Annotated in this window: 22 protein-coding genes and 1 pseudogene; 9 read left to right on the top strand and 14 right to left on the bottom strand. The window is 64.4% G+C overall.

The window, feature by feature from the left end; genetic code table 11:
• Positions 1–113: 113 nt before the first annotated feature.
• Positions 114–2,756, bottom strand: a complete 2,643-nt coding sequence (locus I6H87_RS06930) for a bifunctional diguanylate cyclase/phosphodiesterase (RefSeq protein WP_011614298.1) — start codon at positions 2,754–2,756, stop codon at positions 114–116.
• A gap of 461 nt (positions 2,757–3,217) precedes the next feature.
• Positions 3,218–4,015 carry a YdcF family protein gene (locus tag I6H87_RS06925; RefSeq protein WP_136227729.1) on the bottom strand — a complete coding sequence of 266 codons (798 nt, stop codon included), beginning with the start codon at positions 4,013–4,015 and terminating at the stop codon, positions 3,218–3,220.
• A 955-nt stretch (positions 4,016–4,970) separates the two neighbouring features.
• On the opposite strand from I6H87_RS06925, the gene I6H87_RS06920 reads away from it, so the two are divergent.
• Genes I6H87_RS06920 through I6H87_RS34665 form a run of 4 tightly spaced genes read left to right on the top strand, consistent with a single transcriptional unit; the run spans position 4,971 to position 9,485 of the window.
• Positions 4,971–5,654 carry a DUF4123 domain-containing protein gene (locus I6H87_RS06920; RefSeq protein WP_041687084.1) on the top strand — a complete coding sequence of 228 codons (684 nt, stop codon included), beginning with the start codon at positions 4,971–4,973 and terminating at the stop codon, positions 5,652–5,654.
• A complete protein-coding gene (locus tag I6H87_RS06915) occupies positions 5,647–8,208 on the top strand; it encodes a T6SS effector BTH_I2691 family protein (protein WP_011614302.1) in 2,562 nt (853 codons plus the stop codon). The genes I6H87_RS06920 and I6H87_RS06915 overlap by 8 nt, the downstream gene beginning before the upstream one ends.
• Before the next feature lie 42 nt (positions 8,209–8,250).
• Positions 8,251–9,366 (top strand): DUF6708 domain-containing protein, encoded by a 1,116-nt coding sequence (locus tag I6H87_RS06910; RefSeq protein WP_011614303.1) that lies wholly within the window; start codon positions 8,251–8,253, stop codon positions 9,364–9,366.
• Positions 9,363–9,485 (top strand): hypothetical protein, encoded by a 123-nt coding sequence (locus I6H87_RS34665; RefSeq protein WP_255266302.1) that lies wholly within the window; start codon positions 9,363–9,365, stop codon positions 9,483–9,485. The genes I6H87_RS06910 and I6H87_RS34665 overlap by 4 nt, the downstream gene beginning before the upstream one ends.
• A gap of 107 nt (positions 9,486–9,592) precedes the next feature.
• On the opposite strand, the gene I6H87_RS06905 is transcribed toward I6H87_RS34665, so the two are convergent.
• The 3 genes from I6H87_RS06905 to I6H87_RS06895 form a co-directional block, all read right to left on the bottom strand.
• The gene (locus I6H87_RS06905) at positions 9,593–10,900 is read right to left on the bottom strand and encodes an MFS transporter (protein WP_041687086.1); all 1,308 of its coding nucleotides are present in this window, start codon (positions 10,898–10,900) and stop codon (positions 9,593–9,595) included.
• Positions 10,901–11,023: 123 nt separating this feature from the next.
• On the bottom strand, positions 11,024–11,956 hold the full coding sequence (locus I6H87_RS06900; protein ID WP_011614305.1) for a 3,5-dioxohexanoate:acetyl-CoA acetone transferase: 933 nt from the start codon (positions 11,954–11,956) through the stop codon (positions 11,024–11,026).
• 84 nt (positions 11,957–12,040) lie between these two features.
• Positions 12,041–12,823, bottom strand: a complete 783-nt coding sequence (locus I6H87_RS06895; protein WP_011614306.1) for an SDR family oxidoreductase — start codon at positions 12,821–12,823, stop codon at positions 12,041–12,043.
• A gap of 96 nt (positions 12,824–12,919) precedes the next feature.
• Between I6H87_RS06895 and I6H87_RS06890 the strand changes: the two genes are divergently transcribed.
• Positions 12,920–13,702, top strand: coding sequence for a GntR family transcriptional regulator (locus I6H87_RS06890; RefSeq protein ID WP_010811401.1), 783 nt, complete (start codon positions 12,920–12,922; stop codon positions 13,700–13,702).
• Between the two features lie 104 nt (positions 13,703–13,806).
• Here I6H87_RS06890 and I6H87_RS06885 read toward each other — a convergent pair whose 3' ends face one another.
• On the bottom strand, positions 13,807–14,454 hold the full coding sequence (locus I6H87_RS06885) for an IclR family transcriptional regulator (RefSeq protein ID WP_010811402.1): 648 nt from the start codon (positions 14,452–14,454) through the stop codon (positions 13,807–13,809).
• Positions 14,455–14,551: 97 nt separating this feature from the next.
• Between I6H87_RS06885 and I6H87_RS06880 the strand changes: the two genes are divergently transcribed.
• The 4 genes and pseudogenes from I6H87_RS06880 to I6H87_RS06865 all read left to right on the top strand — a co-directional run.
• Entirely contained in the window at positions 14,552–15,529 is a 978-nt protein-coding gene (locus tag I6H87_RS06880; RefSeq protein ID WP_011614308.1) for a Bug family tripartite tricarboxylate transporter substrate binding protein, read from the top strand.
• A 44-nt stretch (positions 15,530–15,573) separates the two neighbouring features.
• A complete protein-coding gene (locus I6H87_RS06875) occupies positions 15,574–16,449 on the top strand; it encodes a TauD/TfdA dioxygenase family protein (RefSeq protein ID WP_010811404.1) in 876 nt (291 codons plus the stop codon).
• A 62-nt stretch (positions 16,450–16,511) separates the two neighbouring features.
• Entirely contained in the window at positions 16,512–17,363 is an 852-nt protein-coding gene (locus tag I6H87_RS06870; RefSeq protein ID WP_011614309.1) for a TauD/TfdA dioxygenase family protein, read from the top strand.
• A gap of 73 nt (positions 17,364–17,436) precedes the next feature.
• Positions 17,437–17,648 (top strand): annotated as a pseudogene (locus I6H87_RS06865) (transposase); the annotation flags it as partial.
• Here I6H87_RS06865 and I6H87_RS06860 read toward each other — a convergent pair.
• The 8 genes from I6H87_RS06860 to I6H87_RS06825 form a co-directional block, all read right to left on the bottom strand.
• Positions 17,629–18,075 (bottom strand): GNAT family N-acetyltransferase, encoded by a 447-nt coding sequence (locus I6H87_RS06860; protein ID WP_231881436.1) that lies wholly within the window; start codon positions 18,073–18,075, stop codon positions 17,629–17,631. The pseudogene I6H87_RS06865 and the gene I6H87_RS06860 overlap by 20 nt on opposite strands.
• 181 nt (positions 18,076–18,256) lie before the next feature.
• Entirely contained in the window at positions 18,257–18,655 is a 399-nt protein-coding gene (locus I6H87_RS06855; RefSeq protein ID WP_010811407.1) for a DUF350 domain-containing protein, read from the bottom strand.
• Positions 18,656–18,717: 62 nt separating this feature from the next.
• The gene (locus tag I6H87_RS06850) at positions 18,718–19,443 is read right to left on the bottom strand and encodes a hypothetical protein (RefSeq protein ID WP_011614311.1); all 726 of its coding nucleotides are present in this window, start codon (positions 19,441–19,443) and stop codon (positions 18,718–18,720) included.
• Positions 19,444–19,449: 6 nt separating this feature from the next.
• Positions 19,450–20,625 (bottom strand): glutathionylspermidine synthase family protein, encoded by a 1,176-nt coding sequence (locus I6H87_RS06845; RefSeq protein WP_011614312.1) that lies wholly within the window; start codon positions 20,623–20,625, stop codon positions 19,450–19,452.
• Entirely contained in the window at positions 20,625–22,019 is a 1,395-nt protein-coding gene (locus I6H87_RS06840; protein ID WP_011614313.1) for a saccharopine dehydrogenase NADP-binding domain-containing protein, read from the bottom strand. Before I6H87_RS06840 ends, I6H87_RS06845 begins: the two co-directional genes overlap by 1 nt.
• A gap of 186 nt (positions 22,020–22,205) precedes the next feature.
• The gene (gene hutG, locus I6H87_RS06835; RefSeq protein ID WP_011614314.1) at positions 22,206–23,156 is read right to left on the bottom strand and encodes a formimidoylglutamase; all 951 of its coding nucleotides are present in this window, start codon (positions 23,154–23,156) and stop codon (positions 22,206–22,208) included.
• A complete protein-coding gene (locus I6H87_RS06830) occupies positions 23,153–23,914 on the bottom strand; it encodes an amino acid ABC transporter ATP-binding protein (protein ID WP_010811412.1) in 762 nt (253 codons plus the stop codon). Before I6H87_RS06830 ends, hutG begins: the two co-directional genes overlap by 4 nt.
• Positions 23,911–24,579: an amino acid ABC transporter permease gene (locus I6H87_RS06825; RefSeq protein WP_010811413.1), complete on the bottom strand. Its 669-nt coding sequence runs from the start codon at positions 24,577–24,579 to the stop codon at positions 23,911–23,913. The genes I6H87_RS06830 and I6H87_RS06825 overlap by 4 nt, the downstream gene beginning before the upstream one ends.
• Positions 24,580–24,587 lie beyond the last annotated feature (8 nt).

Genomic DNA, 24,587 nt, shown 5'->3' with positions numbered 1-24,587 from the left:
ATTCGATCCGCCCATTACTACACGCTGACGGCGGAACGGAGTCCGCCAAATTGGCGAGACTCCATTGTTGCAATTGGTAAGGGAGTCCGGGGCACCGAAAAACGCCCCTCGCCTCAAGTCACAGCGCTCACAAACGCTTCAAACGCACTAGCCTCCACCGGCGGACAAAAGAAGTGCCCTTGCCCGTAATCGCAACCAGCAGCCACCAGTATGTCCCGCTGCGACTCCGTCTCCACACCCTCCGCAATCACCCGAATGCGCAGTGCATGCGCCATGCTGATGATGGCGTGACACAAGGCGACGTCGTCCGGGCCCCGCGTCAGCGAGCGGATGAAGGACTGGTCGATCTTAATGTAGTCGATGTCCAGGCGCCGCAGGTACGACAAGGACGAGTAGCCGGTGCCGAAGTCGTCGAGCGCGATCTCGATGCCGGCCGCCTGGAAGCGGGATAGCTGGTCCATGACATCGGCGTTCTGCTCCATCAGCGAGCCTTCGGTGATCTCGATGACAAGGCTGCCCACCGGCACGTTCCTGCGCTCGATCATGCTGGACCAGGACTCGGGCCCGATCGCAGGCGCGCTGAACTCCACGGGGGATTTGTTGACTGAGATCTGGAAGCCCTTGCCCAGCAGCACCTGCCAGCGCGCAAGCTGGTCCAGCGCTTCGGTCAGCACCCAGCGGCCGATGTCGATGATGAGGCCGGATTCCTCCGCAACGGCAATGAAATCGGCCGGGTGGATCGGCCCGCGCACCGGATGGTCCCAGCGGATCAGGGCCTCGGCCTTGCAGACCTTGCCCGTGCGCAGATCGACAATGGGCTGGTAGTGCAGCGCGAACTGCCCGGACGCCAGCGCCGTGCGCAGGTCCTGCGTGATGCGCAGGCGCTCCCTCTCCGCCTGCAGCAGGGCCTGGGTGAAGACCTTCCAGCGATTGCGGCCCTCCTCCTTGGCGGCAAACATCGCCTGGTCGGCGCACACCAGCAGGTCCTCGGCGTTGTCGGCGTCCTTGGGCCAGGTCGCCACGCCGATGCTGGCCGACACCACCACCAGCTCGCCGGCCAGGCGGTAAGGCGCGGCAATCCGCTCCAGGATGGCCTGGGCAATGCCCCCGGCAACGCCGGCATCGCCCACCGCGGGCAGGATCACGGTGAACTCGTCGCCGGCCAGCCGCGCCACGGTATCCGACGCGCGCACCGATGCCGCAATGCGCCGCGCCGCCTCCAGCAGCAACAGGTCGCCCTGGTCGTGGCCGAGGGTATCGTTCACCTCCTTGAAGCGATCCAGGTCGATGAACAGCAGCGCCAGCACATCCTGTGTGCCGCGCGAACGCTCGATCTCCTGCCTCAGCCGGTCGAAGAACAGGCGGCGGTTGGGCAGATCCGTGAGCGCATCGAAATTCGCCTGGTGCCGGATGACTTCCTCCGCCTGGCGTTTCTCGGTCATGTCATGGATCAGCGCAACGCGGCGGCGCTCGCCATACGCGTGGGCCAGGTAGGTATCCACGGTCAGGTAGGCGGGAAACTCGCTGCCGTCCTTGCGGCGGATCGAGAATTCGCCGCTCCATCTGCCCTTGGATGCCACGGTGGTCCGCAGGCGCTCGACCAGCCCTGCCGCATTGCCTGCCCCGCTGACGATATGGCCCGGGCGGCCCTTGACCTCCTTGGCTGTATAGCCAGTGGCGGCGGCAAAGGCCGGATTGACGTCGATGATGGTGCCATCGAGCGACGTCACCACCATGGCCTCGCTGCTGGATGAATAGACCAGCGAAGCCAGCTTCATCTCCTCCATATGGCGCCGTCGCTCCCCCATGGAGCGGCGCAGGCTGTAGTACAACAGGCCAAGCAGCAGCGTGGAAGCCATGGCACCGGCCAGGGCAACGCGGCGATAGACCTCGTAGGGTGCCAGCACCAGGCCGACGGACTCCCCCACCACGAAATTGAGCCCGAATTCCGGCAAACGGTAATAGCCGAAGACCCGCTCCACGCCTTCGGAGCCCGACACCGCCCGATAACTACCAGACTGGGGCGACCCGCTGGCGAGGTACGGTCTGTTGCTGACCGCCCTGGCCAGCGTGCCCTCCATGGCCGGCACGCGCGCAATGACCTGGCCGGAAGTCTTGACGACCGACGCCACTTCGCCATCGCGGTTTGTGAACGACTGCGCAAAGCTGGCGAACTGCTCCGGACTGACCGAGACCACGATGACCCCGTCGAAGCTGCCCGCGCGCAGGATGGGGCGCGTGAACTGGATCGACCATTTGCGCGAGACCTTGCCCTTCACCGGGTCGCTGATGAACAGCATGTCGCGCCCGCCCGCGTTCTGATGGACCCGGAAATGCTCGCGCTCGCTCAGGTCGACCTTCTGGCCGGGCGTGGGCGGGGCGATGGACGAGTAGATGAGCAGGCCATGCTTGTCGATCACCGACACCTGGAACGACAGGTCCACCACCAGGTTCTGCCGCTCGCGCACCATGTCGATGAATCCCGGCTGGCCGACCAGCCAGCTGGCCCGCAGGTCGAGGAGGAACTCGGACAGCCGCAGGATGCTGGATTTCGAGTACGCGCCGAACGCCTGGGCCTGCGCCTGGGTACGCTCCGCGGCGTCGTGCAGCAGGCGGTCCCGCTCGCTCACGAGCTGAAACGCCGCGAACGCCCATGTTGCAATCAGCCACGCCGCCGCCGCCAGGTTCAACGGGGAGAAGAACTGGTGCAGGCGCTGCAGCGCCTTGCCATATCGGGTGGTCGAGCGTTCTGGCATCAAATGGGTATCGCAGCGCAGCGAAGAATCGACATCGATAGAGGCTAGTCGAGGTCAGCGAACCCGACAAGCTGCACGCACTCTAGTCCCGTGCTCACCGCGCGGAGCCGGGCCGGCGTGCGCCGAAAGCGGCACGTCGTGATCATGCCCCGCTCAACTAGTGGGCACGTGGGCGACTATGTGCCATTCCGGCCTGATTGACGTCCCCCAAAAGGGGGCTAAGGTATTTTCGCCACAGACATTTCGGCGCCGCTGTTGGAGTCGCTGTCGATAGCGGTGCACGCAACGCGCGCTATGACGAAGCACTTGAAATCCCGCGCGCTATCGGCAGTCTGCGGACAAAGCTGAGGGAGCGAGCGGAATTCAGCCGCGAGGTGGAGGAGATTCGCGAGAACTATCGCGCAAAACGCAACTTCAACAAGTTGCTCGCCACATTGTCTTGAGGGCGGGCTGCGCAGGAGTCAATACTCCATCAACACCCATCCACTAATCGCCGCGAAGTACTCACGGAGCCAGGCGTTATACCGAAGGTAGAGCGGCGTCCCAGCCCCGACTCCGGCGACCTCCCCGAATCCTGCCTTCCGGGCAATCCGCACCGCCCGCCGTACATGGAAATCGCTGGTCACCACCACAATGGGATCGGTGGCGGCGATGCCCTGCTCTTCTAGCAAGCGCCGGCTGAACAGCAGGTTCTCCTCCGTGCTGGTACTACGCCCTTCCCGGACCACCCTGTCTGCTGCGACCCCACGGTCGATCAGATACTCAGCCATGATGTCCGCTTCCCGGCAGCGCAGCCCGAAATCCTGCCCGCCACTGACCGCGACCTTCGCCTGCGGCCAACGCTGAGCCTGCTTCAAGCCCTGATCTAGCCGCGCAACCAGCGTTGGCGAAGCGACGCAATTCGGCGTGCCGGAACCGAGGATGACGATGGCTTTCACGGGCGAGCTTCCTGGGATGGCGGCTTCGGTGCTGCGGTGGATGTTGTAGAAAAAAATGGCCACGGTCGCCAGCCACAGTGCGAACGCGATCCATGCTGCTTGCCATAGTTGCTGGCGCCTGTGGCTGGCGGCTCGCCAGTGGGCTACGCGGGGCCACTGCCATGCAAGGAGCAGGAATGACGCGCCGATGCAGCCTGGCAGGACGATGCCGAAGTTGAACAGGCCCATGGTCATCAAGGCGATGGCGTCGGAGAGAAGCAGGGCGCCGCATAGCGCAAGGCCCATGCGGCGCCAGAACGCCTTCGTTTTCATTCCCTGCATTGTGGTGGCTCGATTCAGTGTGAGAAAGGTTCGACAGCGAGCGGCATTGGACACTACCTCACCGCATATGTCACCAGGTAGAGCGATGCCGTGCCCACAACGAGTAAGCCCAGCAGTTGGACTAGGCGCCTCGGCGTAGCGTCGCAAGCCCTCCAGCCCACCACGGCGAACACAATCGATGGTCCCAGAATGTAGAGGCAGAGCAAGACTGTGTACCAGGTAGGCACAGTGCAAGCGCCAACGTCCCAGCACCCCTCCAGGCCGACATTTGCGGGCATTCCGGCTGCGCTACGGTCATCCTTGAACCGTTCCAGAGGTCATTATGACCCCCCTTCGCGCGAGGCCATTCAGCAATACGCGACACAAATTCTAAGGACCTCTGAGTGCAAAAGAAGGACCAACTTTAAGGGTCGGCCTATGGATGCACTAACTGGGGTTGGGTACATCTTGGCGTTGGTAAAGGCGATCTTAGCGATGGGGGCAGATCTGAACCCAACAACGCGAACCATCGCGGCCACGGGTGCCCTTAGCGTCAGCATATGCACGTTGCACGCGGGGCGGAATCGGACTCCATTCAGTTGTTTGAGGTGAAACAGTTGAGCAACCCTCCATCACGCCTCCGGTCTTGCGCGAGGCAAGAGCATGACGGATTCTCCCAAGCTCACTTCCGAGGAACGCTTGCTGGCAGCCATTGCCTATGGTGAATCCTCAACGCGAGACCAATATGAAGAAATGGCGGCGCTGGCAAGCGTCATGGTTCGTCAAATGAAGGCACGCGGTTATTCATCTATCGATGCCTTCACATCAAAGGATAAGAATTTCTCATTTGTGAGAACAGATGGCAACGCGCGCTACGCCAAGTTGATGAAGTCCACGGAAAAGGATGCGCACCTCATGCCGTCACTACTAGACCTGGCGGAGACCCCAGCGGAGGCGCGGCACGCGTTGCTGCTGCGTGCCTGGCAAGCCGCGCAATGCGGCGATCCGCCTGTCGTCTGCAGCATGGCTGCAAGGACCGGCGCCCGTCACGGACGTCGCCAGCCATCTGGCGGCATGCCTGACGGGCACCGACCACGGCGAAGGGCATGCCCTGTGGCGCTTCCACGATCCCCGCGTTTTCGTGCATATGGCCTGGCTACTGTGGCCTGAGCAACTACATGCGTTGTTCGGGCCGTGCGAGGTCTGGGGCTTTGCCTGGACGGGCGACTGGTACGCACTGGACCGGCCGCCGTCGCAGGCACAGCCAGACAGTGCCGATCCCCGGCCCTGGTGGCCCGACGCGAGCCAATGGGCCACGGTCAAGCAGACCACTGATATCGAGCAGGTCCTGGTCCGCATGGCAGGCAAAGCCAAGCCGTCAATTGCGCAGGCGCCCAACGTGGACCGGCTGCTGCGTTTCGCCGCCGACGAACTACGCGTGTCGAGTGACCTTGACCGCAAGCACTACGCCACCTATGCCGCCGCGTTTGGCCAGCCCTTCGAGAACCACACGAAGTTGCAGGCATTGTGGCCCGCCGTCGCCAGCGGCGAGATGACCCTGCGCCAGGCGCTGGCCCAATTGTCCTCCCACGATTGGCAACTCATGAAGATCATGGCGGAAACCGCCAGGAAAACCGCAAGCGCCTCACACTATGGATAACGCCACGTCTGCTGTTGACCGCTTCACACCGTCCGTCAAGGGCTGCTCGTTTTGCGACCATCCGCCCGGTCTCGCCGTGCTGCCGGTACGCTATGCGGTGGTCGGCCCGGAGGGCAAGCAAGGGGCGCCGGCCCTGGCCGGGAACTTCAAGATCGTGGACGCACCCGCCCAGCTTGGCGGCGGTGCGCAGTACACGCTGCGGGCCATGCGTCCGGGCTTTCTGTACGTGTTCCACGAAGCCTTGCAACACTGGGATTGCTATCTCGTGCTGAATGGCGGACACCTGTGGAAAATCATTCCCGAGCGCCCGGCGCCGCCCAAGACGCCGACCGAATTCTTTTGCAGCGTGGGAATCGGTCACGGCTATACGTCGATGTACTTCACGATTCCCAACCTGAAGGACGCGACGACCGTCTGGTATGCCTATTCGCATGTCCAGTGGACCCAGGCGCAACTGAATGACAACAAGAACCAGCCGGACCTGCGCAAGAAGCACATGCAGTCTCTGGACGTGAAGGCATGGATGGGTGGCCACAATGCCCCGCATGCGGCACGGATGACGGAGCTTGGCAAACAGGTTGCGTCGTTTGCCATGCCGCCCAAGGATCAGGACGAGGCGTTCAAGTATCTGTCCGCGCCGCCGCGCGTCAAAGCGGACGACCACCTGGACCTGATCGGCAGCCCAGCGGGCGCAATCCTGTCTGAAGCCATGGAGCGGGTCTCGCCTGGCGATGCCATGCTGCTGGCTTTCAATGATCCGCTTGGCATTGCAGAGGATCTGGGCAAACTTACCAATCCGAAGCTGCATCCGAAGGCCAACAACAGTGTCATCTGGGATAAGGCAACCGATCTGTTCCTGAATACGCTCGAAAAGAACATTCGAGCCAACGCGGAAGCGCAGCACACGAAGGAGGCCGAGGCGGCCCTCGCTGAGGCGGAGCGCACGGCGACCACGCCGGAAGGATTTCCAGCTTACGAACTCATGTCAGCCCTGTTCAATGGCAAAGCGACCGCCGAGCGCTGGAAGCGCGAAGACGCCGCGCGGGAAGCCACGCGCCTTGAGAGATTGAAGGCCGCCAGCGACGCCGCATGGAAGCCCTACGAAGATGAACTGACGCCGGGCAAGCGCCACCAGAATCTGGCGCCGCGCCTCAAGATGCTCAACGAGAATGTGCTCGCACCGATTGCGGCGTCGCTCGCGCAATGGCTCGTGAGCCCCCAGCTTGCCGCCTACATGCAGTACCGCCATGACAAGCTCGAACTGCCGCATGGCTATGTCTACAACGAGTCGCTGACCCGATGCCTGGAAAATGCGCTGGATACCGTGGAGTGCCGTCGCGTAATCAAGCGCTGGTTCGACGATGCGAATCCGGTACGCCACGATAATCTGCTTGCGCGGGCGCTGATGCTGGATCACAAGCCCATCATCGACACCGTGGCGGACCCGACCGACCAGGGATACGGGGCGATCTTCGGCATCCTGAAAAGCGGCATCGATAACATGGACGTCACGGCAAAGGGCCTCACACTGCCCGAAGCGCTGGCGAAGATGAGTCTGGTGCCGCGCCTGACCTGGATACTTGCCGATGAGGTTATTCCTGCCCTGGCCAACAAGGTGGGGTCGGCGTCCGCCCGGTTGGCCTTGTATGGCATGAGCCTGTCCAGCGGCGTACGGTTGGTTTCCCGTACCGCGAGCGTCATGCAGATCCGTGCCACGGTGCTGAGCGACCTGGAGGCCGTCAATCCAGCACTCTACAAGCAGTTAGGCCGGACCCAGCGCCGCGAGGAAGCCGCAGCCTGGGCGCGGCGGGCCAGCAGCAAGCTCGCGCAGAGCGCGAGGCTGGTCTGGTTCAGGACCGAGGATCTGGGGAGCAATGCCGAACTGAGCGTGCTCAAGCTGCGCACGGAAAATGACGTACCCGGCGTGCGGCAAGTTAAGGCAGTCTTGGGTTCTCGCTTTGTGAACGTCGGTGCGGTTGCCTGCATCCTGCAAGGGCTGGCGCTCTATCACGCCACCCAATCCTTCCGCGCGGCTGGCGAGTTCGATGAGGTGGAGAAAGGCACCAAGCTGGTGGGCGGCTTGGTGGCCATGGCCGGCACCGTCGCAGAGCAAGCGGGTGTCGCATTGGAGAAGGCACCGACGCACCCGCTGGTTCAGCGCATCATGCGTTCGCCATCCAAAGCGGAGTGGGCAGAAACGGGGAAGAAATTGGCGGTTAAGGGCCGCTGGATCGGTTTCGCCGGGGCCGTTGTGGGAGTCGGATGGGACGCTTATCACGGAGCCGATGAAGGCCGGAAGGGCAACTATTTTGTTTCAGGTCTGTACTTTACGTCGGCTGGATCTGGACTTGCCACTGCAATCCTTCCTCTTGCTTCGGAAGAATTTTTGGCCTTCCTCGTCGGCGTACCAAGTTGGCCGTTCCTCGTCGTGCTGTTCGCTGTGAATGTTGGCATCCTGCTTCTGGATGATCCCGCCACCCTCAAGTGGATCAAGCGTTGCCGCTTCAGCAAGGCTCCCGCCAGCGAGCACTACAGCAGCGGCGGAATCGTTTGAGTTCGTGCAACTGGGTCTCAAGGACACCAAGTGAGGGCGCTGATGAAATTCCCGACCAAAGATGAGCGCACGCCTTTTTATTTTAGGCAGACAGGCAAGCCACTGGGGAAGTGGGAGTTGGAGCACCGGCTGTCCATCCGCCGCCCCGTCAGTGAGCAAGTCGTGGAGTACGGCAACGTCTATCGCATCGATTCGACCTGCCTGGAGATCACCGATGAGTCGCAAATGCGGATACAGAACGTGGGGATGCTCTGGATAATCTGCTCGTTTGCGACGATTTTTATGTTGCTGGGAACAGTATTCTTTGCTTCCGCCCCATTCCGAGAAACTGCAGAGGTGATGGCTCGTAAAGGCAACTGGGCAGGCGTAATTCTCGGCACGACCGTTGGAATCATTGGAACTGGCTTCTTTGGCTTGTTGGCCTTCGATCCGATGCGGCGGAACATGTTCACGCTGAAACGCCGCCCGATCCGGCTGAACCGCAAGACGCGCCGCATCTACGCCATCCGCACCAAGGACCCCGGCGGCATCTGGGAGGTCCCATGGAGCGAGGACGAGTTCTTCTGCGTTGGTCACCGGCGCATGGGTGGGCTGTCGCGCGCCTATGACATGTACGACATCCGCCATTACCAGCTCGACGCGGAGGGCAACGTGGTACGTGCCTTCGTGCTCGGCCAGTTCGCGCTGACGCTGGAAGAGATCTACGCGCAATGGGAATACTACCGGCGTTACATGCAGGACGGCCCCGCCAATCTGCCTGAGCCCTATCGTTTCTGGCCGCCGCGGGAGACGTTCTGGGAGGGGTACAAGATTTGCCGGGGCGGGAAATTCTCCGGGGCTTTTTGGGCCATGATCGACTTCATATTCTCGCCTTTCGCCCTGCTCGATGCATTCGCCCGTTGGCTCGTACTGGCCACGTGCGGCGACCCGGTGTGGCCGCCCGAGATCGAGGCAGCGTGCAAGCCCACACCCAACGACCCGTATGCCCGTCCCTACGCCGACGACTATATCGGTGTCCCGAGCGGCCCGGATGCCAAACCGTCGCGTGAAGACCTGGAACGGATGTGGGCGCAGGAGCCGCAGCGCAGGCGCGAGGGCGCCCTGACCCGAGCCGAGGCGGAGGACCTGATCCGGCGGCAGACGGAGGTCACGGTATGACGCAACGGTTGCGCTTTCTGCTGGACTTCGGCTATGCCACGGGACTGCGGATCAGCGAACTGACCCAGGCCGCGTTGCGCAATGTCGAGGTTGGATGGCTTATGGGTGGTTATGGGTAGTTATGGGTTATAGATGCGCCGGGCGCCGGCCGTTGCCTGCCGAGCGCCGCCCCTGGAGTACAGCCAGCACCACTTCTGCCATGGTGACGTTTCTGCCTTCCAGCCCTTCAGCGTTCCTGCCCCTGCCGCAGAAACGGTGCCACGGCGCAGGCGACAAGCAACAGGCCCGCCATGATCACCAGTCCGTTACGCGTACTGCCGGTCGCCTGTTCGATGATGCCCATCACCGACGGTCCAATGAATCCGCCCACCAGCCCGCAGGTATTGATCAGGGCCAGTCCGCCCGCCAGCGCCACGCCCTTCAGGCGAGATGACGGGAACAGGAAGACGATCGACTGCACCACGAAGAACATCAGCGCGGTCAGCGAGAAGCCGACGAGCGCCATCACCGGGCCTGCGAAGGCGGCAATCAGCAGGCCGCCTGCCATCACGACCAGCCCCAGGCAGAGCAGGCGGCGGCCGCGCCGTGGGGTGTTGGCATGTCGGGGCAGCCATGCGGCCCCGATGGCGGCGGCTATCCAGGGCAGGGAATTGAGCAGCCCGATTTCCACGGGCGTGAGCTTGCCGTACGTGCCGATGATACCCGGCAGGAAGAAGATCACCGTGTAGATCGAGATCTGGTGGCAGAAGTAGATGAAGATCGCCAGCCAGACCTGCGGATCACGCATGGCGCCCAGGAACGAGTGGCCACCTTTGCCGGCGCTGGCGTCGGCGGCTTCCGCGGCCAGTCGGCTGCGGACTTCCTGCGCCTGGACTGGCGTCAGCCATGGCGCGCTGTCGGGGCCGTCGGGCAGTTTCTTCCATACCACCGCGGCAAGGAACACCGCAGGCAGGCCTTCCAGCACGAACATCCATTGCCAGCCCTTGAAGCCCCACATGCCATCCATGCCCAGCAGTGCACCGCCCAGCGGGCCGCTGACGATGTTGGCGATGCAGACGCCGAGCAGGAAGTAGCCTACCGCCCGCGCGCGATCCTCGCGGCCGAACCAGTACGTGAGATAGAGCATCACACCGGGAAACAGCCCTGCCTCGGCCGCGCCGAGCAGCACGCGCATGATGTAGAAGGAGGTCTCGCCCTGGACAAAGGCCATCGCCGCGGACAGCAGGCCCCACGTCACCATGATGCGCGTGATCCAGAAGCGCGCCCCGACCCGATGCATGATCAGGTTGCTCGGGATTTCCAGCAAGGCATAGCTGAGGAAGAACAGACCCGCGCCCAGGCCGTAGGCCGCGGCGGAGATGTTCAGGTCGACAGCGATGTGGGTCTTGGCGAGTGCAATGTTGGTGCGATCGAGAAAGCTGATCACATAGGACAGCACCAGCAAGGGCATGAGCTTGCGGAACAGTAGTGCGGTCAGCGGGCGGTCTGTCGGCGTGGCCAGCGGCGGCGCGCCTGAGGCGGGTACGGTCTGCATGTGCGTAGTCTCCATCGGCGGATATGGCGCCACGCCCTGGGGCCGCGTGTCAGCCGTTCTGCCTGGTTGATGTCTTCAGTGTTCGAGGGTTGGGCGGGGCCGGGCCGTGGCGGCCCCGCCTGTTCAGAACGCGGTGCCTGCCGCGCCCTTGAGGTCCAGGATGTCGCGGGCTTCGTCCGGCGTGGCCACGTCGATGTTCAGGGCTTCGAGCACGGTCCGGATGCGCGTGACCTGCTCGGCGCTCGATGCCGCCAGCTGGCCCGGACCGATCCAGAGTGAGTCCTCCAGGCCAACGCGCACGCTGGCGCCCATTGCCGCGCCGATGGTCGCCAGCGGAAGCTGGCCTCGGCCGGCGCCCAGGATCGACCAGCGGAACTGATCGCCGAACAGGCGCCGGGCGGTGCGGTGCATGTGCATCAGGTCCTCGGGATCGGGGCCGATGCCGCCTAGGATGCCGAAGACGGATTGGATGAACACCGGGCCACTGACCAGGCCACGATCAAGGAAGTGCCGCAGGTTGTACAGATGGCTGATGTCATAGCACTCGAATTCGAAGCGCGTGCCGTTGGCATTGCCGATGCGCAGGATGTTCTCGATGTCCTGGTAGGTGTTCTTGAAGATCAGGTTGCGGCTGTTCTCCAGGTGTTCGCGCTCCCAGTCGTGCTGGAATTCCTTGAAGCGGTCGAGCATCGGGAACAGGCCGAAGTTCATCGAGCCCATGTTCAGCGAGGCCAGTTCCGGCTTGAAGGTCGTGGCCGGCAGCATGCGCTCCTCCACCGTCATGTGCGGGCTGCCGCCGGTGGTGATATTGATCACGGCGTCGGTCTCGGCGCTGATCCTGGCGAGGAACGGCCGGAACAGCTCCGGGTCCTGCGACGGGTGTCCGTCCTTCGGGTCGCGGGCGTGCAGGTGCAGGATGGCGGCCCCTGCGCGCGCCGCGTCGATGGCGGCGGTTGCGATCTCGTCGGCGCTCACTGGCAGGTGGGGCGACATGCTGGGCGTGTGGATGGCGCCGGTCGGGGCGCAGGTGATGATGGCTTTGGCTCGCTTGGCCATGGTGATTCCTTGGTCGGGTGTTGTCGCGCTTTGGCGGATAGCGGGCCGCGGATATCCGGCGGCCCCCGGAATGCGCTGGTCGCGCTAGCTGAGCGCCTGGGTCAGGCCGTCCACGACCATTTCCTGGCCGTGCACATTGGCCGCCTGGTCGCTGCAGAGGAAGCGCACCATGTTGGCGATGTCGCGCATCGTCACCATGCGGCACAGTGCCGCCTGAGACGTGTAGTTGCGCGTGACTTCCTCAAGCGGCTTGCCGAGCGACTCGGCCTTTGCGGCAATGACGGCGCGGATACGCGGGCCGTCGACCGCACCGGGCAGCACCGTGTTGACCCGGATGCCATCCGCGCCCAGTTCAAGCGCCAGCGATTTGGTAAAGCCCACCACGGCCCATTTCGATGCGGAGTAGGCGGAACGGCCCGGCATGCCGAGATGCCCGGCAGCGGAGGACAGGTTGACGATCGACGGCGAGCGCCCCTGCCGCAGGCGCGGCACCGCCGCGCGGGCGCACAGGAACTGGCCGGTGATGTTGACGGCAAGCGTGCGCTCCCAGTCGGCCAGCGACAGGGTTTCGACACCGCCGGTCGGGCCGGCAACCCCGGCATTGTTGACCAGCACATCCAGGCCGCCAAAGGCGCCATCCACTGCCTGGAACAGCGCCTCGACGTCGCTTTCCTTCGACACGTCGGCCCTGACTGCCACCACGCCGGGCAACTCGGCGCAGACACGTTCAAGGCTGCCGCCAGCCACGTCGCAAACCGCAACGCGGGCGCCCGCCTCCACAAACGCCCGTGTGATCTCCAGGCCGATTCCGTCTGCGCCAGCAGTCACCAGTACGCGTTTGCCGGCGAGCGATTCATCCTTCCACATGATTCCAATCCTCTTGGGGACAGGCGGCTGCCTGCCTTCCGGACGAAGATTAAAACTGTGATCACAGATCAAATATAGAGAATAACCCTATGTGCTATGCTTCGCGGCATGACCCTGAATGACCTTGTCACGCCCCTTGTCCGCCAGACGCTCAGCCGCGACGTCTACACGCAGTTGCGAGACCTGCTGATCAGCGGCCAGATGATGCCGGGAGAGCAGATTTCCCTGCGCAACATTGCCGCCGCACTGGGCGTCAGCGTCATGCCGGTGCGGGAAGCGGTGCATCGCCTGGTTGCCGAGCAGGCACTTGAGCTCACGCCAAACCGCGCACTGCGGGTGCCGAGGATGAGCGTCAGCCAGTTCGAGGAGATCACCAAGATCCGGATCGAACTGGAGGGACTCGCCACTGCGACCGCGGCGGAGCGCATCACCGATGAGGAACTGAAGCAGGTACAGGCACTGCACCGCCGGTTTGCCGACGAGATGTCGAAGCGCAGTCCCGACGGCGCGGATGTCATCGCCGCGAACCAGGCCTTTCACTTTGCCGTGTATGCGGCGGCGCGCATGCCGATCCTGTTGCAGATGATTGAGTCGCAGTGGTTGCGCATCGGCCCGATCCTTAACCATGACCTCCGCTCCGGATCGCGCCGCGTGGAAGAGCGCGTCGCGGTCAAGCATCACGACAATCTGATCGAAGCGCTGCGCAGGCATGACAGCGCGGCGGCATGCGCGGCGCTGCGCGGGGATATCGAGAGCGCGGCGGCCTATATTGTCTCGGCGGGGGTACTGGTCAATACGGACAGGACCGAGGATGCGGCGGTCACGCTGGTGCCCTTGAAGCGGGCGGCGAAGGCGGGGCGTGCGGGGATGAAGGGCTGATCAGCGCGGCAGGCTTGAAGAAGTTCAAGGCATTCAATGAGGGGCTGACATCGATGCCGTTTTGAAGCGAGCCATCACCTCCAATGCCTGCATTCCCGCCCCCCTCAAGCCGGCGCCAACCCAATCATCCGACTAACAGTCCCCGCAGCCCGCTGCAGCGCAGGCACCATCTCCTCCCTGATCCGCGCAGGCGTAGCCTCGCCCATTGACGTAGAGATCCCAAGCGACAGCTGCCTGGACCCCACCGCAGGCAGCGGCACGGCAATCGACATCTGATTGCTTTCCGGATATTCCAGCTCGCTCCATTCGCCGACCGGCAGCGCAAGCGCCATGGCCAGGGCACTGCCCGGCGGCAGCACGCTGCCTACCCGCAAGTTCATGACCACCAGCCGGCGCCGCTCGGCCGGCGCCATTGCGCGTCCGACGATGATGACGCCTTCCGGGTTGATCTCCCCCAGGTTCGCCGTGCCGGAATACACGTCAGCCAGTTGCTGCAGGTGCTCCTGCACCGCTTCGGTCACGCCCAGGCTTTCCATCGCGGCAAATCCGATCTCGAACACGCGCGTGGTGAGCCGCCACTGGTTTGCCTCGCGCGCCACGTAGCCCTCTTCCTCCAGCGTCAGCAGGAATCGCAGCACCGTGGGGTGGGGCAAGTCCACCGCGCGTGACAGCTCGGCCAGGGTCGGACGGCCGTTCTGGCGGAACGCTTGCAGGATGGCTAGACACCTGAGGATTGATCTATTACTCTTCATCCGTTCACTATGTGTAATGTACGTTCACTAAGTGAACAATATAAATCAAGAAAGCGTGGGCGGCAAGCATTCTCGCTGCTCCACCACAGGAGACAACATGAAGCGCCCCATTCTCAGTGCCGCGCTGGCCTGCGCGGCTGCAATCATGCCCGGGCCTGCCGCCTGGGCCAGCGATGCTTGGCCGAGCAAGCCGATCAAATGGGTTGTCCCTTACCCGCCCGGTGGATCCACCGACATGCTGGCGCGCATCGTCGGCCAGAAGCTGGGGGAACGGCTCGGGCAACCCGTGGTGGTAGAGAACAAGGCAGGCGCCGGCGGCAATGTCGGCACTGACTACGTGACCAAGCAGCCAGCCGATGGCTACACCATCGTGATGGGCAATATCGGCCCCATCGCGATCAATCCCTCGCTCTATCCCGACCTGCCGTACAAGCCGGGCAAGGATCTCGCGCCGGTGACCATGCTGATGGCGGTGCCCAACCTGCTGGTCGTGAATACGGCACTGCCGGTGCAATCCGTGAAGGACCTGATCCAGTACGGCAAGCGCCAGGCTACGCCGCTGACCTATGCAACGCCGGGCGCCGGCACCTCGCTGCACCTGGCGGGCGAGCTGTTTGCCAGCACCGCCGGCGTGCGCATGACCCACGTTCCCTACAAAGGCAGCGCGCCGGGGCTGAACGACACCGTGGCGGGGCATGTTCCGGTGATGTTCGACAACATGCCGTCGGCGCTGCAGCTGGTGAAGTCCGGCAAGCTGCGCGCGCTGGCGATCACCGGAGCCCAGCGTTCGCCGCTGCTGCCCGATGTGCCCACCATGGCGGAAGCCGGCCTGCGCGGCTATGAGATTGCAGGCTGGTTCGGCGTGCTGGTGCCCGCAGCAACGCCCAAGCCCATCGTTGCCCGGCTGGATTCAGAGCTGGAAGCCGTGCTGAAGATGCCCGACGTCCGCAAGAAGATCGATGAGATGGGCGGCGTCATCTCCGGAGCCGGGCCGGAGGCGTTCGGCGTCTTTATCGATGCGGAAACGCAGAAGTGGCGCGCGCTGGTGCGCAGCGCCCACATCACCGTCCAGTAACCCTCGCAGTCGCTAACACTTTTTAAGCAAGGAGAACGCAAGCCATGTCGCAATACCGTTTCATCGATGTCCAGCCCATCGCGGGCGCCCTCGGTGCGGAGATCAGTGGGGTAGACCTGTCCCAGCCGGTGCCGGACGAGACGTTCGCAGAGATCCGCTCGGCGCTGCACAACCATCAGGTCATCTTCTTTCGCGACCAGCAGTTGACGCCGGATCAGCACAAGGCGTTCAGCGCCCGCTTTGGCGATCTGCTGGAAGTGCCGTTCGTCCGCGCGCTGGAAGGCCACGCTGAAATCCTGCCGGTGATGAAGGGCAAGGCAGAGCAGACCAAACGCAACTTCGGCGGTGCCTGGCACACGGACATGAGCTATGCAGAAATCCCGCCGCTGGGGTCCGCCTTGTATGCGCGCGTGATTCCGCCCTACGGTGGCGACACCATGTGGGCCAGCATGTATCACGCGTACGACGCGCTTTCCGATGGGCTAAAGCTGGTGCTCGACAAGTTGCGCGCGGTACATAGCCCCGTGCGTTCCTATGGCGCCAGGGGCGCCGTGGTCAACAACGGCGACCCCGCCCACAAGATGGACGTGCGTACCGATGACCGCGCCAACAGCGAGGTCCTCCATCCGGTGGTGCGGGTGCATCCCGCCACGGGCAGGAAGGCGCTGTACGTCAACAGCACCTACACCATGCGCTTCGAGGGCATGACCGAAGAAGAAAGCGCGCCGCTGCTGCAATACCTCTACGCCCACGCCGCCCGCCCCGAATTCACCTGCCGCTTCCGCTGGACCCGCGGCGCGCTGGCCGTGTGGGACAACCGCTGCACGCAGCATCTGGCGATGAACGACTATGACGGCTTTGACCGCGAGCTGCATCGCACAACCATCGCCGGCGACCGCCCGGTCGGCGTGGCAGCCTGAGCGCGCCGCTGTGCGCCTGGTGCGCCCCACTCGCTCCCTTACGCTCATCAAGGAGACGCGCAATGGCAATGCAAGTTCTGCCGCAGGACGCCCCCTGCGGCGCGCTGGTCTTGGGCCTGGACCTGAAGCAGGCACTGACCGATGCGCAAGTCGCCGAGATTCGCCGGCACTGGCTTGAGCACAAGGTCCTTGCCTTCACCGACCAGGACCTGGCCATCGAGGACATCGAACGCTTCGCGTCAACGATCGGCCCGCTCGGCAGCGATCCGTATTTCACCGCCATCCCTGGCCATCCCCATGTCGCGCAAGTGCGGCGCGATGCCAACGAGCGCACGCCGATCTTTGCCGAGTCCTGGCACTCGGACTGGAGCTTCCTGGCGCAGCCACCGGCGGCTACGGTGCTATACGGCAATGTCATTCCGCCAGTGGGCGGTGACACGCTGTTCGCCGACCAGTACGCCGCCTGGGACGCGCTGCCGGCGGAACTCAAATCACTGGTGGACGGCAGGCAAGGCGTCCATTCCGCGCGGCGCGGCTATTCGCGACAGGGCGCATATGGTGAGAAGGACAAGGGACGCTCGATGGCTATCCGCTATTCGGACAGTGCGATGGCAACGCAGCTACACCCCATTGCGCGCAAGCATCCCGAAACCGGGCGCACAGCCTTGTTTGTCAGCGTGGGCTATACGATCGGCATCGATGGCATGAGCGACGAGGAGGCGGCGCCGATCCTGCGTGCGCTGTTTGAGCACCAGGCCAGGCCGGAGTTTGTGTATCGCCATCGGTGGTCGCAGGGGATGCTTGTTGTTTGGGATAACCGATGTGTGAATCATGCGGCGACTGGTGGCTATGATGGGTATGATCGCCTGTTGCACCGGATTACTGTGGAGGAGCGCGGCGATCGCGTTGGTTGACGCTCCGGGCCGACGTTGGGGGCCGACGGGATGACGGCGACTGTATGACTTGCCTCAGTCCGGATGCGGCGGCAAGGGGCGCCGCGCCGTGGCGGCGGCGCACAAGCCCGTGTATGCGGCCCCCAGTGCGGAGGCTGCGCTGGCCGAGCTGGAGGCCTTCGACCAAGACAAATGGGTAAGGACTACTCCCCGATCGCCGCGTCCTGACGTCGTGTCTGGGATCAGGTGATCCCGCTCTTTGCCTTTCCGCCGGCGATCCGCAAGATCATTTACACAACAAATGCCACTTGAGCGCTGCGAGCCGCTTCATGCCAATGAGGTCCCAGTGATATTCCACTTCAGTTAGTACCACTGAGCCCCGGGTCGAGACGCGCCGGTCTAGCAGTCGTCCGCCGGCACGTTCGTAGAACCTGCGCGCCCGTGCATTTTCCTCGAGTGACCACAGGCGCATCGAACTGGAACCTCGCCTCAACAAGGCTGACGCGCAGCACGACAGAAGCCTCAGGCCGACACGCTTGTCATGAAACGCCTCCAGTACGTAGAGGGCGTAGACCTCTCCCCGACATTCCTGCTCTGCTTCGCGACATGGTCCGCAATCGGAAAAGCCGACGACTTCAGCCTCACTGGTCGCGACGAAACAGGCTACCGATGGGTCCGCGAGAATGCGATACCTGGCTGGCAGCCGGCTTTCCGCTGTCACATTCGCAAGCATATCTTTGGGAAGCAGCTCGCCATATGCTTGATGCCAGCAAAGCGCATGTACCGCCGAAATCGCAGCCGCATCGGCTTGGGTGGCAGGTCGGATGGTCAGGTCTTCCTGATGCGGGCGATCGGGCATTGGTCTGGTCATGTGGTTGCTAATGGAACCTCGCGATCCTCGGCCCAAGATCACCTCAAGTCAAACAAGCCGCATTAACCACCCCCACCGCCAACGAAATCACCCCCATCACCGCCCCAACCCCCCGGTTATCGCTGGAAATAGCCTCACCAACACCCCCCAACGCCCTCGCCACCACCAGATAAGCCAACACCTGCACCGCAAACGCCCCAAACGCCCACAACAAAAACATCCCAAACGTAGCGTTGTGCTGAATGCTCGACGACAACGTCAGCGAGAACCCCAGCACCGCCCCGCCCAGCGACAACGCCGCTGCAACATTGCCCTCGCGGATCAGCTGGAACTCGCGATGCGGCGTCACCCGCGTATAGACCAGCAGGAACAGCCCCAGCATGGCAAAGCTGGTGACGATATAGATCAGGTAGGCAAGCGCCGGGTGCATGGCATTGACCATAGGTTGGACTCGTTGTCAGTTGTCAGGGATGTGAATACGACATGGCGATCGGCAGGCGGCACTCAGCCGCCGCCGGAGCGTCCGGAGCTGCCGAAGCGGCTGGTGAAGCCGCCGCGCGATACCACCGGTGCGCGCGATACGGCCGCGGCGCGCATGGACAGGCCCATGGAGCGTCCGCCGCTGAGGGAGCTGCGGCGGACGGTGGCTTCTTCCACCATCGCGGCGTGCGGGGTGGCGTTGGTGAAGGATTGCGTGCGCGTGCCGGTGCTGTCGTAGACGTTCATCGGGCGCAGCGGTCCGGCGGACATGTCGCGCCGGGTCTGGGTGCCGTTGGGATGGTAGACGGTGCCGCTGGACGTGTAGTACGGGCCGTACCAGCGCGCGTAGTACATGCTGCTGCCGTGGCTGGTGCCGGAGCCGCCGGTGGCGGCGTCGCTGGCGGATGCGTTCAGGCTGGAGCTGTAGATGGTGCTGGGGTCGTCGACTGGCACGCTTTCGCAGTCGTTGGGGGTGTTCCAGTCGGCTTCGCAGTCTTCCAGCGTGGCGTAGCTGGCGCGGCGTACGGTCACGCCGGGATCGTCGTCGGCGTCGTCGCTGCAGGAGCCGAGTGCCGCCACGCCGGCCACCACGGCGCAGGCGCCGATGATCCACAGCGCGGGCGAGCTGCGTTTCTGCTCGCCCGCATAGGGCTGCGGCTGCCACGCGGACCGGGGCGATCCTTTCGACTTGGGCTGGTACGGGCTGTCGTACTTTGACGGCTTGCGGCCGTTGTTGTTCTTCTTTGCCATCGGTCCTTACTCGTTCATGAAGTAGTGTGGAACGAAGAAACTGGTGTTCTTGGCGATGGGCCCGGATTCCTCGCGCACGCACAGGCCGCTGGGCACGTCGTCGACAATCCATACGCCCAGCGTGGTGTAGCGGCCGTCAAAGCGACGCGCCGGGGCGTAGGCCTGGTAGATGAAGCCTTCGGCGCCGTATTCGCCGGGATTGTGGACGTGGCCGCCATCCGGGGTGGCCAGGGTCACGCTCTCGCCCTCGCGTGACAGGAAGGGTTTTTTGGCGTGCGGCTGACCGGCGAAGTGGCTGGGGTCGAAGCTGGCTTCCAGCAGGTTCGGGTGGCCGGGAAAGAGCTCCCACAGGATCGGCAGGATGGCCTTGTTGGACAGCACGGCCTTCCACGGCGGCTCGACCCAGCGCACGGGGCTGTGTGCCAGCTGGTCGCGGTAGTCGGAGGTGGCCATCCATTCCCACGGGTAGAGCTTGAAGACGACTTCCATCGGCACGTTGTCGGCGTCATAGAAGTTGCCGCGGCCGTCGGTGCCGATGTCTTGCAGGTCGACCAGCTTGACGGACCAGCCGGCCTGCAGCGCGGTGTCCATCAGGTACTCGGTGTTGCAGATGTCTTCCTGGCTGTCGAACATGCACGCAAGGTGCAGCATGCTGGCGTTGCGGTAGTGCTTGCGCAGCCATTGCCAGCGCGCCACCAGCGCGTCGTGCAGGCTGTTGAACTGGTCGGCCTGCGGCTGCACGGTGTCTTTCCAGTACCACTGTGCGACGGCGGATTCGATCAGCGAGGTCGGGGTGTCGGCGTTGAACTCGTACATCCTGGGCACGCCGTGCTGGTCCAGCGTCATGTCGAAGCGGCCGAACAGCGTGGGCTCGTCGCGGTCCCAGGAGGTGCGGATCAGCTGCGCGAAGTCCTTGTCGATCGCCAGGCGCGCGAACAGGTCGTGGTCGATCACGTGCTGCACGGCTTCCAGGCAGCGCTGGTTCAGGTCGTACGCGGCGGCGTAGAGCGTCTCCACCTCCTGCTTGCTGAAGGCGTAGGCGGCGTCTTCGCGCCAGTAGAAGAAGGTGTTGTCATCGACTTCGCGCGGGACGTTGAATTCGTCGAGCGAATGGAAGTGGAAGCCGACTTTCTCGAGTTCGCGCGGCCAGTTGCGACGCGGGGTCTGGGGGATGCGTTGCATCAGCAGGCCATGGTCAGGGGCGATGGATCGGGCTGGGTCATGGCATCGTCCAGCAGGAAGTCGGTGAAGGCGAGCGACGTGGCGCCGGGCCGCGGCAGCCAGTCGGAGAACTGCACGCTGAGCGGTGCCCACCAGTGCGCGGCATCGGCCAGCACGGGGCGAAAGTCGAGCGCATCCGATTCCACCACGCCGCGCGCCGGGTTGGCCAGCATCCACTGCATGCCGGCGATCAGGCTCGATGCCACCTGCAGGCTGGTGGCGGTGTTGTACGGCGCCAGCGAACGCGCGCGTTGGGTGGAGAGGCGCGATCCGTACCAGACCGCGCCATGGCGGCCGCTCATCAGCAGTACGCCCAGTTCGTCCTCGCCGCACTGGATCTCGTCGCGCAGGATGCGTTCGCCGCGCACGCGCGGGGCGGCGCGTTCGTCGAGCCATTGCATCGAGGTCTGCGTGGCGGATGTCGGGCGATAGGCATAGTAGACGGTGGGGCGGTGCAGCGGCTGGCCGGCAGACTGGTCGGTCAGGTATTCGGCGATCGAGATCGATTCGTTGTGCGTGATCAGGTACGCATCGAACGGGCCATGCACCGGCGACCACGACCGCACGCGCGTGCGATGCCCTGGCCGGTCCAGCGCGATTGCCGCGCCGCTGCCGTAGCCGTGACGATAGCCATCGGGCGGCAGCGCGGGCTCATGGCTGCCCCAGCCGAGTTCGGCGTCCTGCAGGCATTCTGTGATAAAGCCTTCGGCCGACCAGGTGTTGGCGAACTCGCCGTCGCGCGGATAGCCGGGGGCTTGCTGGCTGTCGTACTCGGCGATCTGGATCACGCGCAAGTCCAGTGCGCGCGCCAGGGCAGCCCAGCCGGCGCGGTCGTGGGGCTCGGGCTGATTCAAGCCGATATTGCCGGCCAGTTCCATCAGCGCGGCCTTGACCAGCACCGAGACCAGCCCAGGGTTGGCGCCGTGCGCCACCAGCGCGGTCGGCTGCGTCTCACGGCCGCGGGCGAAGGCCAGCATCTCGTGGCGCAGCGCGTAGTTGCTCAGGTGCGAGGCCTGCGGGTCGGCTTCATAGTCCCACGGTTCGATGCCGGCATCGACATAGAACGCGCCGTGCGCTTGCGCCAGCGCGATCAGGTCGCGGCTGCAGACGGACGGTGCCAGGTTCAGCAGGAAAGTGCCAGGCCGCAGCAGCGGGCCCAGCATCGCTTCAAAGTTGCCGGCCGTGATGGTGGCGTCGATGGCATCCAGCCCGTGGCGGGCGGCCAGTTGCCGGCGCGTGCCGTCGAGCACGCGGTCCACCACGGTAATCGCTGCCCGCGGCCAGGTTCGTTCCAGCAGCGGCAGCACGGCCTGGCCGATGCAGCCAAAGCCGACGATGACGATTTGTTCGATCACGCAGACCCTTCCGCCCGTAACCGGCGATGGGCGGCCCGGGGGCGCGGCAGGACGGCCGCGCCGGCGCAGGACTGCCCTCGCCTCGCTTTATCAATTCTGATCGGAATCGCTAAATATAGCGAAGGGCAATACTATAGCCGGGCGCGGCTGGTGCCAACCGCCGGGCGGCTGGGGGTGACTTGCCTGTCAGCCGAACAGGCGCCAGGCCAACCGCGCTGCCACGCGCGCGCCCTGGTGGTCGCGGTCGTATTGCGGGTTGTATTCCGCCAGGTCGGCCACGCGCAGCTTGCCGCTGTGGCGGGCAAGCATGGCGATTTCCTCCACCACCGTCAACGGCACGCCACAGGCCGCGGGCGCAGACACGGCCGGCATCACGGCCGCCGGCAGCGCGTCGAGGTCGATGGTCAGGTACAGGTGGTCGGTGGCATCGATGCGCGCCGCCAGTTCGGCCAGGCGCGATTCCAGGTGCCGCTCCTGCATGTCCACGTCTTCCACGTAGCAGACGCCCAGCGCATCCGCGCGGCTGAACAGCGCCGGCGTGTTGCTGAGGCGGCTGACGCCCAGGCAGACATAGTCGAACGGCTGCCCGCGCTCGGCGCAGGCGTTGGCGATCTGGTCGAACGGCGTGCCGGAGCTTGCGGGCCGGCTGGTGCGCAAGTCAAAGTGGGCATCGATATTGATGATGAGCACGCGCCCGCCATCGTCCTGCGCATCCAGGTGCGCGCGCAGGCCTTGCCACGTGCCCCAGGCCACTTCATGGCCGCCGCCCAGCACCAGCGGCAGCCCGCCGCGCGCCAGCACGTCGCGCACGGTGCCCGCCAGCGCCAGCTGGGCTGATTCCAGGTCGCCGTCGTCACAGCTGACATTGCCGGCGTCATATAGCGCGGGCAGCCCGTGCGCCGGCACGTTGGCCAGTGCCTGGCGGATGGCGTCGGGGCCGTGCGCGGCACCGGGACGGCCCTGGTTGCGCAGCACGCCCGCGTCGCAATTGAAGCCGAGCAACACCGGTGCGCCGTCGAGCGGTGTCACGTCCGCTGCTTCCAGCACGTGCACGATGCGGAACAGGCGCGTGGTGTCGCCACGCTCGCCGTCGTCGACACGGCCCTGCCAGAGGTTCTGGGTCAGAGCCATCGTCATGCCCGCGTCAGCACGGCCTGCAGGAAGCCGCGCGTGCGTTCCTGCGTCGGCGCCGAGAAGATGACCGACGGCGGCCCGGCCTCGATGATGCCGCCGCCATCCATGACCACCACCACATCGGCCACTTCGCGGGCGAAGCCCATTTCATGGGTGACCACGACCATGGTCATGCCTTCGGCGGCCAGCACCTTCATCACCTGCAGCACTTCGCCCACCAGCTCGGGGTCCAGCGCGGAGGTCGGCTCGTCGAACAGCATCACGCGCGGTTCCATGGCCAGTGCGCGGGCAATGGCCACGCGCTGCTTCTGGCCGCCCGACAGGCTGGCGGGCATGGCGTGGGCCTTGTGCGCAAGGCCGACTTTCTCAAGCAGGCCCATCGCCTTGCGCTCGGCTTCCTCGCGCGAGGCGCCGCGCAGCATGCGGGGACCGACCGTGACGTTGTGCAGCACCGACAGGTGCGGGAACAGGTTGAACGACTGGAACACCATGCCCACTTCGGTGCGCAGCTGGTTCAGCTCGTGCTCGCCGATCAGCTGGCCGTCGGTCACCAGGCGCTTGCCGACGATGTCGATGGTGCCGGCCTCGGGTTGTTCCAGGCCGTTGCAGCAGCGCAGGAAGGTGCTCTTGCCCGAGCCACTGGGGCCGATCACGACCACGACCTGCGACGGCTCCACATCGAAGTCGATGCCGCGCAGGACGGTATGGCTGCCGAACGATTTGCCCAGGTTCCGGATCCGGATGATTGCGGAATCGCTCATTGCACCATGCCTCCCATGCGCAGCCGTTGTTCGGCGCGCCGCAGGATCAGCCCGGCCGCGCTCGTCAGGATCAGATAAACCAGCGCGATCGCCAGATAGACTTCCAGCGACCGGTACGACACGCTGATGATCTTCTGGCCCTCATGCATCAGGTCGGCAATGGTCAGCAGCGACACCAGCGCCGAGTTCTTGATGAGGGCGATGAACTCGTTGCCCAGCGGCGGAATCATGCGCACGATGGCCTGCGGCAGGATCACCGCGCGCATGGCCTGGCCGGACGACATGCCGATCGAGCGCGCGGCTTCCATCTGGCCCTTGTCCACGGACTGGATCGCGCCGCGCACGATTTCCGAGACATAGGCGCCGGAATAGATGCCCAGCCCGATCACGCCGCACACAAAGGCCGGCAGCAGGATGTTGAACTGCGGCAGCCCGAAGAACAGCAGGAACAGCTGCACCAGCAGCGGCGTGCCGCGGATGAAGGTCACGTAGGCGGTGCAGATGCTGTAGATGACGCGGCGCTTCGGGTCCAGCCGGCCGATGCCGACCAAGAGGCCCATGACGCAGCCCAGCACCAGCGCGCAGGCCGTCACCTCCACGGTGATGACGGCGCCGTGGACAATGTCATGCCAGCCGGCAAAGACAGGAGAAAAATCCAATTCCATGATGATGA

Source organism: Cupriavidus necator, from assembly GCF_016127575.1.
Taxonomy (GTDB): Bacteria; Pseudomonadota; Gammaproteobacteria; order Burkholderiales; family Burkholderiaceae; genus Cupriavidus; species Cupriavidus necator_D.
Note: the sequence above shows the minus strand (reverse complement) of the source record. Positions and strands in the feature narration are given on the sequence as shown.

Excerpts from the sequence above, each read along its gene's own strand:
- hutG (WP_011614314.1), bottom strand. The coding sequence starts at position 23,156 with ATGACGATGGCTCTGACCCAGAACCTCTGGCAGGGCCGTGTCGACGAC.
- I6H87_RS06875 (WP_010811404.1), top strand. The coding sequence starts at position 15,574 with ATGTCGCAATACCGTTTCATCGATGTCCAGCCCATCGCGGGCGCCCTC.
- I6H87_RS06905 (WP_041687086.1), bottom strand. The coding sequence starts at position 10,900 with ATGCAGACCGTACCCGCCTCAGGCGCGCCGCCGCTGGCCACGCCGACA.
- I6H87_RS06845 (WP_011614312.1), bottom strand. The coding sequence starts at position 20,625 with ATGCAACGCATCCCCCAGACCCCGCGTCGCAACTGGCCGCGCGAACTC.
- I6H87_RS06910 (WP_011614303.1), top strand. The coding sequence starts at position 8,251 with ATGAAATTCCCGACCAAAGATGAGCGCACGCCTTTTTATTTTAGGCAG.
- I6H87_RS06925 (WP_136227729.1), bottom strand. The coding sequence starts at position 4,015 with ATGCAGGGAATGAAAACGAAGGCGTTCTGGCGCCGCATGGGCCTTGCG.
- I6H87_RS06855 (WP_010811407.1), bottom strand. The coding sequence starts at position 18,655 with ATGGTCAATGCCATGCACCCGGCGCTTGCCTACCTGATCTATATCGTC.
- I6H87_RS06890 (WP_010811401.1), top strand. The coding sequence starts at position 12,920 with ATGCTTCGCGGCATGACCCTGAATGACCTTGTCACGCCCCTTGTCCGC.
- I6H87_RS34665 (WP_255266302.1), top strand. The coding sequence starts at position 9,363 with ATGACGCAACGGTTGCGCTTTCTGCTGGACTTCGGCTATGCCACGGGA.
- I6H87_RS06930 (WP_011614298.1), bottom strand. The coding sequence starts at position 2,756 with ATGCCAGAACGCTCGACCACCCGATATGGCAAGGCGCTGCAGCGCCTG.
- I6H87_RS06860 (WP_231881436.1), bottom strand. The coding sequence starts at position 18,075 with ATGCTTGCGAATGTGACAGCGGAAAGCCGGCTGCCAGCCAGGTATCGC.
- I6H87_RS06915 (WP_011614302.1), top strand. The coding sequence starts at position 5,647 with ATGGATAACGCCACGTCTGCTGTTGACCGCTTCACACCGTCCGTCAAG.
- I6H87_RS06870 (WP_011614309.1), top strand. The coding sequence starts at position 16,512 with ATGGCAATGCAAGTTCTGCCGCAGGACGCCCCCTGCGGCGCGCTGGTC.
- I6H87_RS06895 (WP_011614306.1), bottom strand. The coding sequence starts at position 12,823 with ATGTGGAAGGATGAATCGCTCGCCGGCAAACGCGTACTGGTGACTGCT.
- I6H87_RS06900 (WP_011614305.1), bottom strand. The coding sequence starts at position 11,956 with ATGGCCAAGCGAGCCAAAGCCATCATCACCTGCGCCCCGACCGGCGCC.
- I6H87_RS06825 (WP_010811413.1), bottom strand. The coding sequence starts at position 24,579 with ATGGAATTGGATTTTTCTCCTGTCTTTGCCGGCTGGCATGACATTGTC.
- I6H87_RS06830 (WP_010811412.1), bottom strand. The coding sequence starts at position 23,914 with ATGAGCGATTCCGCAATCATCCGGATCCGGAACCTGGGCAAATCGTTC.
- I6H87_RS06880 (WP_011614308.1), top strand. The coding sequence starts at position 14,552 with ATGAAGCGCCCCATTCTCAGTGCCGCGCTGGCCTGCGCGGCTGCAATC.
- I6H87_RS06850 (WP_011614311.1), bottom strand. The coding sequence starts at position 19,443 with ATGGCAAAGAAGAACAACAACGGCCGCAAGCCGTCAAAGTACGACAGC.
- I6H87_RS06885 (WP_010811402.1), bottom strand. The coding sequence starts at position 14,454 with ATGAAGAGTAATAGATCAATCCTCAGGTGTCTAGCCATCCTGCAAGCG.